Below are 1,689 nucleotides of genomic sequence, written 5' to 3'. Positions count from 1 at the left end.
CCCCACCCAACAGTTTTTTTGAGCTCGGTTCGAAACCCGGATCGCAGTGGCGCAACCAAGTGATAAAACGATGAGCGGACAAAGGTAACCAACCAGTGGAACAACGCAGAATCCGGCTCGCAGCCGTAGGTGACGAACTGCTCGCAGGCCTGGGCGATCCTCGAGCCCTTGGCTGGTTTGGCCGCGTCCTCGCCCGGACAGCCCCCGACGGCGTCTCCCTGCAGGCGTTCACCCTCGCCGCCCCGCAGGAGGGCACTGAGGCACTCGCGAACCGGTGGCTGCAGGAAACCGGACGCCGTTTCGATGACGGATTCGAGAACAGGCTCGTCATTGGCCTCTCCGATCGGGACCTCGATCTGGATCTGTCAACGGCGCGCAGCCGGCTCAACCTCGCCAACATCCTCGACGGTGCCGCGCAGATGAGCGTCAAGGTACTGGTGGTGGGGCCTCCCCCCGGTCTGGATGCCGAGCGTAACCGGAGACTGGCTGACCTTTCGGCGGCCTTCGCCGATGTCACCACGCGTCGGAAACATGTCTACGTGGACACGTTCACTCCCCTGCAAGCCCATGAGCAGTGGCGGAGCGATCTCGCGGCGAATGGTGGCGGGCCTGGTCAGGCTGGCTACGGTCTGATGGCCTGGCTGGTTCTCCATCGTGGCTGGTTTCAGTGGCTCGACGTGCCCGCACCGGAGTAGGGCCACTTCCTGATGGGGCCCTACGTTCCGTGACTCCGCCGCGCCCACTCCCGGTCCGTCGCGGAATCGGGTTCGCCACCGAAATACTGGTCCAGAGCGTCACGGAATAGTCCGCCGTCGGGGTCTGCCAGGCTGAACAGGGTCATCGAAGAGCGGAGCTTCTGCGCGTCTACTGTGCCGAAGATCTGCTCCGCACTCCCGGGCTGCAGGGTCCTGAGAATTCCGGTGACGTTCAGCAGCCGTGGCCCCAGGACCGGATGTCTGAGATACTCCCTCGCCTCCTCGGGCGACGAAATGGCGTACCGCCTCGCGGTGGCGCTGCGACCCAACCCGGCAATCTGCGGGAAGACGAACCACATCCAGTGGGATTCTTTTCGGCCGTCCGCAAGTTCCTTCAGTGCGGCATCGTAGGCCCCGCCGGCATCCTGGGCGGACACAAAACGCTGCAGATCATAGGTGTCCATGGTTTTGGCCTCCTGCGGGTGTCCAGGTACTGGGACCTAGTGAGTGAAGACGATCTTCCCGAATACCTCGCCCTCAAGCATTTTCCTGAAGCCCTTCTCGGCCTGCTCGAGGGGAAACACCTCGTCGATTTCAGGGCGCACCCCCGTGGCAACCAGGAAGCGGGTGAGCCTGATCAGTTCTTCACGGGTCCCCATGGTGGACCCCAGGACCTTCAGCTGGAGAAAGAACACCCGGTTGAGGTCGGCCCCTGGCGCGGCGCCGCTCGTGGCACCACAAGTTACCACCGCACCGCCGGGCTTCAACGATTTCAGTGAGTGGGACCAGGTGGCCTCGCCGACTGAATCGAAGACAACGTCAACCCGCTCAGGCAGGCGCGCGCCGTCGTCGAACACTGCGGCAGCGCCCAGTTCCAGCGCGCGCTGCTGCTTGGCCTTACTCCGGCTGGTCACCCAGACCCGGAAACCTGCCGCGCTGGCCAACGAGATGACAGAGGTGGAAACCCCTCCCCCCGCCCCCTGCACCAGGATGG

Annotated in this window: 3 protein-coding genes; 1 reads left to right on the top strand and 2 read right to left on the bottom strand. The window is 64.1% G+C overall.

From position 1 onward, the window contains the following. Window positions 1–95: 95 nt before the first annotated feature. Window positions 96–695: a GDSL-type esterase/lipase family protein gene (locus tag K728_RS0104020; RefSeq protein ID WP_019483108.1), complete on the top strand. Its 600-nt coding sequence runs from the start codon at window positions 96–98 to the stop codon at window positions 693–695. Between the two features lie 20 nt (window positions 696–715). On the opposite strand, the gene K728_RS0104015 is transcribed toward K728_RS0104020, so the two are convergent. Next, window positions 716–1,159, bottom strand: coding sequence for a DUF1810 domain-containing protein (locus K728_RS0104015; RefSeq protein WP_024475933.1), 444 nt, complete (start codon window positions 1,157–1,159; stop codon window positions 716–718). A gap of 36 nt (window positions 1,160–1,195) precedes the next feature. Further along, window positions 1,196–1,689, bottom strand: a 494-nt coding sequence (locus K728_RS0104010) for a zinc-binding dehydrogenase (protein ID WP_024475932.1), incomplete at its 5' end; no start/stop codon positions are given.

It is taken from the genome of Arthrobacter sp. CAL618, from assembly GCF_000468215.1.
GTDB lineage: Bacteria > Actinomycetota > Actinomycetes > Actinomycetales > Micrococcaceae > Arthrobacter_D.
This window is presented reverse-complemented; position numbering and strand designations above follow the sequence as displayed.